The organism is Aeromonas sp. QDB34 (assembly GCF_027705405.1).
Classification (GTDB): Bacteria; Pseudomonadota; Gammaproteobacteria; order Enterobacterales; family Aeromonadaceae; genus Aeromonas; species Aeromonas hydrophila.
Map to the genome: position 1 here is coordinate 58,090 of NZ_JAPDBT010000019.1, position 6,765 is coordinate 64,854.

A 6,765-nucleotide genomic window follows, 5' to 3' on the forward strand; every position below is an offset into this window, starting at 1 on the left:
GGTGCATACCGGCCTTCTTTTTGGCTACTTCCCGCCGGTGACTGTGGTCGTCGCGAAATGACCATGACTACCACCGGTGGCCCCAGGCCTGCTGGCCCTCATAGACAAGTATTAGCAGATTCGTTCGGGCGTGCTCGTCATGACTTTCTCCAGATAATCGTTTGCATGGGCTGAATGCTTGATCCTGACCAAGATTTTTTATTTTTGCTGCCTTAGAATCGCCGCCCGTTGCTGGAGAACTCTGTATGTTAATTAATCTTTTGCGCCTGATATTCATCATCTGCGCCCTGGTGTTCATCTTCATGCTGGTACGGGCCTGGTGGCACAAACGGCAACAGGGGGAGCTGGAATCGACCCCCTTCTGGCCGGTGGCGGCCATCGGTTTTGTCGCCAATTTTCTCGATACCCTGGGGGTTGGCAGCTTCGCGGTGAAGACCGCCTGCTACAAGCAGTTCAAGCTGATCGACGATCGGCTGCTGCCGGGCACCCTCAACGGTCAGTGCGTGTTGCCGACGGTCACCCAGTCGCTGATCTTCATCGGCGCCGTGCAGGTGGATCCACTCACTCTCATCGGCATGATGGTGGCCGCCGCTGCTGGGGCGGCCTGGGGGGCGCGCCATGTCGCCTCGTTCGATCGCCAGACCATCCGGCTGGTGATGGCGGTCTCCCTGCTGGTGGTGGCCGGCCTCATCTTTGCGGGCCTGCTTGGGCTGTTCCCCCTCGGTGGCGATGCCATGGGGCTGACCGGTTACAAGCTCGGGATCGCGCTGCTCGGCAACTTCATCTTCGGCGTGCTGATGAACGTGGGCATCGGCCTGTTCGCCCCCTGCATGACCCTGGTCTATCTGCTCGGCATGAATCCGCTGGCGGCGTTTCCCATCATGATGGGCTCCACCGCCGTGCTCAGCGTCTTCTCGGCGGGCACCTTCATCCGCAAGGGGGCCTTCGATGCCAAGGCGGTGCTGGCGGTGGCCATCTTCGGCCCTGTCGGCGTGGTGCTGGCGGCCATGCTGGTCAAGTCGATGGATATGGCGATGCTCAAATGGCTGGTGGCCTTCATCGTCATCTATACCTCCTGGACCATGTACGCCTCCTGGCGGGCGGCGCGGCGGGCGCCACCACCCCGGCTGGCAGGCGTCACTGGTTAGCCAGTACGGCGCGTGTCGGTGCTGGCCGTGGAGTATTGACGTGATTGCAGATCTTCAGCGTTATCTATACCTCCTGGACCATGCCCGCTTCTTGGCGGGCGGCGCGGCGGGCACTGCAACTCCGGCTGGCAGAGGTCGCAGGCTGGCCTGCACCAGCGCCGCTTCGGCCCTGGCCCCCAGAAACACATAGAGGCCGAGGGCCAGCAGCAGCCCCACGGCGCACCCCATCACACCCACCGCCGGCCAGAGCAGTTCGCTCTGGCCTAATGATCCCTTGAACAGCAACAGCAACCCCTCGATGGAGACCGCGATCAAGATGGCGGCGATGAAGCGGGTAATGGTGCGGCGAATGGCGCTGTGGCGAAAGATGTCCTTATGCAGCAGCACCTCCTCTTCCAGAATGGTCTTGCCCAAGTCGAACACCGCCAGCGCCAGGGTCAGGAAGATGATGGCGCTGAAGGCCCCCAGCCGGTTCTGCTGCGCCCCGCACAGCAGCAGATAGAGTTGCTCCAGCCCGTGCCAGATGAGCGTCGCGACGATCAGAAACAGCGCCAGACTCAGCACCACATAAACCCCTTTGAACCAGGGCATGGCCCGGCGTCGCTCCCTGTCTCCCATCAGCCAGGCGATGAGCTGGTTCAGGCAGAGGGTCAGCTCACGGCCATGGCCTCTCACGACTAGATTCAAACGGGCTTGCGGCGCTGGCACCGGTGGCAGGATCCCGAGCGGTTCCCGGCTGGGAGCCTGGTTCAGGATGAAGGGATAACTGCTGAGTGAATCGGGTGATGCCGTGAGCAGTCCCAGCAGCAGGGGGGCCAGTTCGGCTTCGTACTCCTGATAGCGTCGCAACACATCGATGGGGCTCATTTCCGCCATATATACCTCGCTCAAACGGGCTTGCATTCAACTTGCAAGGTGCAAATTGTGGGCCCGTTTTATGACGGACAGAGGGGCGGGATATGCACCGTTTGGTGACAGAGCCGTACCGCTTGCACAAATGCTGCACCAACATCGGGCGTACCGGGGGAGGCCGAAGGACGCGGAAGCGGTAATGAAAAAAGGGCCCGTGAAGGGCCCTTTTGCGACAAGCGGCGGCTTAGCCAGCCAGCTTGGCGAAGCTGCGCTCGGCGGCAGCCAGAGTGTGTTCGATCTCCTTGTCGCCGTGCGCCAGCGACAGGAACCCCGCCTCGTAGGCACTCGGCGCCAGGTAGACACCCTCTTCCAGCATCAGGTGATAGAAGCGCTTGAAGCGTTCCATGTCGCAGCGAGTGACCTGCTCGTAGCGGGTGATCTCGGGCTCGTCGGTGAAGAAGAAGCCGAACATGCCGCCCACGTAGTTGATGGCAAGCGGGATCCCGTGCTTGGCGGCAGCGGCTTTCAGCCCTTTGGCAACCCGGGCGGTCTTGGCGCTCAGTTGCTCATAGAGGCCCGGCTCCAGCAGCAGGTCCAGCATGGTGAGGCCGGCAGCCATGGCCACCGGGTTGCCGGAGAGGGTGCCGGCCTGATAGACAGGGCCGGTCGGGGCGATGTGCTGCATCACCTTCTTCTTGCCGCCGAAGGCACCGACCGGCATGCCGGCACCGATGATCTTGCCGAGGGTGGTGAGATCCGGGTCGATGTTGTAGTGGCCCTGGGCGCCGCGCAGGGAGACGCGAAAGCCGGTCATCACCTCATCCAGGATCAGCAGGGCGCCAAACTCGTCACAGATGGTGCGCAGCCCTTCCAGGAAGCCGGGTACCGGCGGGATGCAGTTCATGTTGCCGGCTACCGGCTCGACGATGATGCAGGCGATCTCGCTGCCGTATTGGGTGAAGGCTTCGCGCACCGAGTCCAGATCGTTGAACACGCAGGTGAGGGTGTGCTTGGCAAAGTCGGCCGGGACGCCCGGGCTGTTGGGCTGACCCAGGGTCAGCGCGCCGGAGCCGGCCTTGACCAGCAGGGAGTCGGCGTGGCCGTGGTAGCAGCCTTCGAATTTGACGATCTTGTCGCGGCCGGTATAACCGCGGGCCAGCCGGATGGCGCTCATGGTGGCCTCGGTGCCGGAGTTGACCATCCGCACCTGCTCCATGGAGGGGACGATCTGGCGGACCTTCTCGGCCATCAGCACTTCGATCTCGGTCGGGGCGCCGTAGCTCAGCCCTTTCTCCACCGCCTTGATGACGGCGGCCTTGATGGCCGGGTGGTTGTGACCCAGCAGCATGGGGCCCCAGGAACCGATGTAATCCACATAGGCCTGGCCATCCACGTCATAGAGGTAGGCGCCATCGGCGTGATCGATGAAGCGGGGTGTGCCGCCGACCCCATTGAAGGCGCGGACCGGTGAGTTGACGCCGCCCGGAATGGTCTGGCGGGCCTGTTCAAACAGCTGATCTGATTTTGACATGGATCATCCTTAATGGGATTTTGGTCGTCACACAGGCGCAGGTGGCCGATTGCGGCTCGGCAGTCAGGGGACGCTGGAGTATGCTTGCGCTCTTGACCCCGGCCAAGGACTGCCCCGTGTTAAATGAAACGGGCCGACTATAGCAGAAAGGCCCGGTGCTGGGCAGCCGGACAGCAGGCCGGATGATCGTCACCTCCGTCAGCAAACGAATGTGGTTTTTTCATGTCGCAACAAGCTCTCTCCTCCTCCGAACCGCTCTCGCCTCCCCGCGGCCCCGTCCTGCGGCGGATCATTCATCAAGACAAGATGCCCCTGCTGGTGCTGCTGTTGGCGGCGCTGGTCGGCACCCTGGCCGGGTTGGTCTGCGGACTGTTCGAGTCCGGCGTGCACTGGCTGGCACAGCAGCGTGTCGACCTGCTGGCCGATCGCCCCTGGTGGCAGCTCGGCCTGCTCGGCTTTGGTTTCAGCGCCTTGCTGGGTTGCATTGGCTATTTCCTGACCCATACCTTTGCGCCTGAGGCGGGTGGTTCCGGCATTCCCGAGATTGAGGGGGCCATGGACGAGTTGCGCCCGGTACGCTGGTGGCGGGTGTTGCCGGTCAAGTTTTTTGGCGGTATCTGCACCCTGAGCTCCGGCATGGTGCTGGGGCGGGAAGGACCGTCGGTGCAGATCGGCGGCAACCTCGGCAAGATGGTGGCAGATATCTTCCGGCTGCCGAAGGAGCATGGCCACGCCCTGCTGGCAGCCGGGGCGGCGGGCGGTCTGGCCGCGGCCTTTAATGCGCCGCTGGCGGGGATCCTGTTCGTGATGGAGGAGATGCGCCCGCAGTTTCGCTACTCCTTTCTGGCCATCAAGGCGGTGGGCATCTCCGCCATCATGGCAACCCTGATGCTGCAGAACATGAAGGGGCAGGGGGCGGTGATCAGCTTGCCTCACTACGATGCGCCGGCCCTCAGGGCGCTCTGGCTGTTCCTCTTCATGGGGGCCGCTTTCGGCGTGCTGGGTTTTGTCTTCAACAAGCTGGTGCTGGCCTGTCAGGATGGTTATCTGGCGCTGCATCAAAACAAGCGCCACCGTTTCGTGGCCATCGGGACACTGGTGGCGGGGACCTTCGGCGTGCTGTCGCTGGTTGCCCCGGCGGTGACCGGCGGCGGTACCGAGCTCATCCCCCATCTGATGGGCGGGGAGTATGCAATGGCCACCCTGTTCCTCATCTTCTCCATCCGGTTGGTGGCCACCCTGGTCTGTTTCTGCTCCGGCGCACCGGGCGGGGTGTTTGCCCCGACCCTGGCGCTGGGCACCCTGTTCGGGGTGGTGTTTGGCCACCTGTTTCATGCGGCCTTCCCGGAGCTGGGCATCGAACCCGGCGCCTTTGCCATTGCCGGTATGGGCGCGCTGTTTGCCGCCACCGTGCGTGCCCCCATCACGGGGATCGTGCTGGTGACCGAGATGACCGACAACTATCAGCTGATCCTGCCCATGATGATCACCACGGTCGGTGCGACCCTGGTGGCGCAGTGGTTGGGGGGCCGCCCGATTTATTCCCAGATCCTCGAGCGAACTTTACGGCTCGCTGCGCGTCAAAAGCGGGGAGAAAGCGGCGTCACCGCCGGTTAACCCTTTGTCTGCCGGCCTGAATCTGCTTGAGTCGCGTATAGTGAAGGGAGCGTGGCCGCAGTATGCGCAGTAACAAAAGAGGCCTTATGTCCCAGATAGTGAAGTGGTTGGTAGTGCTGATGGTGGGGGCGCTCATCGGTTATTTCGTCGGTAATCGCCAGGAGCTGGCCCAGAGCAGCCTGCTGACGGTGCAGCAGGAGACGCTGGAGCGCCAAGGCAAGGCCATCGGCCAGCTCAAGAGCGAGCTCGGCATCAAGGAGACGCTGCTGGCTACCCAGAAGGCGGCGTTCGAGCAGTTGCAGCAGACGCTCAAGGATCAGGAGGCCCAGGTACAGGAGCAGAAGCGCCAGCTGGCCTTTTTCGAGCGGATCATGCGTCCTACCGGCGAGCAGGTGGGGGTGGTGATCGACAACCTTACCCTGCAGGAGACCAGTATCCCCGGCCGTTATCACTATCGGCTGGCGCTGACCCAGCCCGCCAAGAAGCGCGAGCTGTTTCGTGGTCAGGTACAGATAAAGGTGGAAGGCAGTCAGGGCGACAAGCCCAGAACCCTCGGCAGCCGTGAGCTGGGTATGAAGTTGGGGGAGGGGCGCTATGCGCTGCGTTACTTCCAACTGCTGGAAGGCAACTGGCAGTTGCCGGAAGGGTTTGTACCGGATCGGGTGCGGGTCACCATCAGCAAGGATGGTCGGCAACCGGCTCAGGAACTGCTGGCTGAATGGGGCGAGGTAATCAAGCCGCTGGTGGTCGCTCCACCGGCACCCGTGCCGGCCGTACAGCAAGAAGCTTGGTGAATACTTGAACTGAATGGTCGGGTATTGGATAATTTCGCGGTTTCCATGTTTGTGGATTTAACGGTTGCGAGGTCAGTAATGAGTGCAGTAGCAGAAGCCCCGTTGCCCATCCAGATGACGGATGCGGCAGCCAACAAGGTGAAGACCCTGATCACCGAAGAAGAAAATCCCGAGCTCAAGCTGCGGGTGTACATCACGGGCGGTGGCTGCTCCGGTTTCCAGTATGGTTTCACCTTCGATGAGAAGATCAACGAAGGAGATACCGTGGTCGAGAAGAGCGGGGTCACCATGGTGATCGATCCCATGAGCCTGCAGTATCTGGTTGGCGGCAGCGTGGATTACACCGAAGGTCTGGAAGGCTCCCGCTTCACCGTGACCAACCCCAATGCCACCACCACCTGTGGCTGTGGTTCCAGCTTCTCTATCTGATATATAGAGATACCGCGTGATATTGAAGGGCCCCAAGGGGCCCTTTTCGTTTTGTCCCCCCATACCTATAGTCTGACGTCCTTGACCAGCCAGTAATGCTAAAGGGCCCTTGATGGGCTTCTTTTGGGTTGCTGTCGGGGCGCTTTTTACCCTGATTGGTGGTTAGTTAAACACTTGAACGTCTTTTTCAAAAAAACACGGAGTTTTCGCTTGTCAGCGAGAATCATATCCCTATAATGCGCCTCCATCAGCACGGCGCAGTGCGCGTCTGGTCTGGCTTGCAAAGCAAACCAGTGAGGGGTATAGTTATCGACCCTGCTCTTTAACAATTTGAATCAAGCAATCTGTGTGGGCACTCACAGCATCGAGCATCAAAAACAATTTTTGATATCAA

Annotated in this window: 6 protein-coding genes; 4 read left to right on the forward strand and 2 right to left on the reverse strand. The window is 61.4% G+C overall.

Features of this window, described 5'->3' with window-relative positions; translation table 11 throughout:
- Window positions 1-245 precede the first annotated feature (245 nt).
- Window positions 246-1,148: a sulfite exporter TauE/SafE family protein gene (locus OKC29_RS18935; protein ID WP_011707266.1), complete on the forward strand. Its 903-nt coding sequence runs from the start codon at window positions 246-248 to the stop codon at window positions 1,146-1,148.
- A gap of 60 nt (window positions 1,149-1,208) precedes the next feature.
- On the opposite strand, the gene OKC29_RS18940 is transcribed toward OKC29_RS18935, so the two are convergent.
- Both OKC29_RS18940 and hemL read right to left on the reverse strand, forming a co-directional pair.
- Entirely contained in the window at window positions 1,209-2,024 is an 816-nt protein-coding gene (locus OKC29_RS18940) for a hypothetical protein (protein WP_073352572.1), read from the reverse strand.
- Window positions 2,025-2,244: 220 nt separating this feature from the next.
- The gene (gene hemL / locus OKC29_RS18945) at window positions 2,245-3,531 is read right to left on the reverse strand and encodes a glutamate-1-semialdehyde 2,1-aminomutase (protein ID WP_073351589.1); all 1,287 of its coding nucleotides are present in this window, start codon (window positions 3,529-3,531) and stop codon (window positions 2,245-2,247) included.
- 222 nt (window positions 3,532-3,753) lie between these two features.
- On the opposite strand from hemL, the gene clcA reads away from it, so the two are divergent.
- From clcA to erpA, 3 genes are all read left to right on the forward strand, one after another.
- Window positions 3,754-5,148, forward strand: coding sequence for a H(+)/Cl(-) exchange transporter ClcA (gene clcA, locus OKC29_RS18950; RefSeq protein WP_017411006.1), 1,395 nt, complete (start codon window positions 3,754-3,756; stop codon window positions 5,146-5,148).
- An 86-nt stretch (window positions 5,149-5,234) separates the two neighbouring features.
- Window positions 5,235-5,942: a DUF6776 family protein gene (locus tag OKC29_RS18955; protein WP_073351587.1), complete on the forward strand. Its 708-nt coding sequence runs from the start codon at window positions 5,235-5,237 to the stop codon at window positions 5,940-5,942.
- 78 nt (window positions 5,943-6,020) lie between these two features.
- Window positions 6,021-6,371: an iron-sulfur cluster insertion protein ErpA gene (erpA, locus tag OKC29_RS18960; protein WP_005304404.1), complete on the forward strand. Its 351-nt coding sequence runs from the start codon at window positions 6,021-6,023 to the stop codon at window positions 6,369-6,371.
- Window positions 6,372-6,765 lie beyond the last annotated feature (394 nt).

What these genes read in the sequence shown, in the direction of transcription:
- OKC29_RS18940 (WP_073352572.1), bottom strand. Translation starts at nt 2,024, where the DNA reads ATGGCGGAAATGAGCCCCATCGATGTGTTGCGACGCTATCAGGAGTAC.
- erpA (WP_005304404.1), top strand. Translation starts at nt 6,021, where the DNA reads ATGAGTGCAGTAGCAGAAGCCCCGTTGCCCATCCAGATGACGGATGCG.
- clcA (WP_017411006.1), top strand. Translation starts at nt 3,754, where the DNA reads ATGTCGCAACAAGCTCTCTCCTCCTCCGAACCGCTCTCGCCTCCCCGC.
- hemL (WP_073351589.1), bottom strand. Translation starts at nt 3,531, where the DNA reads ATGTCAAAATCAGATCAGCTGTTTGAACAGGCCCGCCAGACCATTCCG.
- OKC29_RS18935 (WP_011707266.1), top strand. Translation starts at nt 246, where the DNA reads ATGTTAATTAATCTTTTGCGCCTGATATTCATCATCTGCGCCCTGGTG.
- OKC29_RS18955 (WP_073351587.1), top strand. Translation starts at nt 5,235, where the DNA reads ATGTCCCAGATAGTGAAGTGGTTGGTAGTGCTGATGGTGGGGGCGCTC.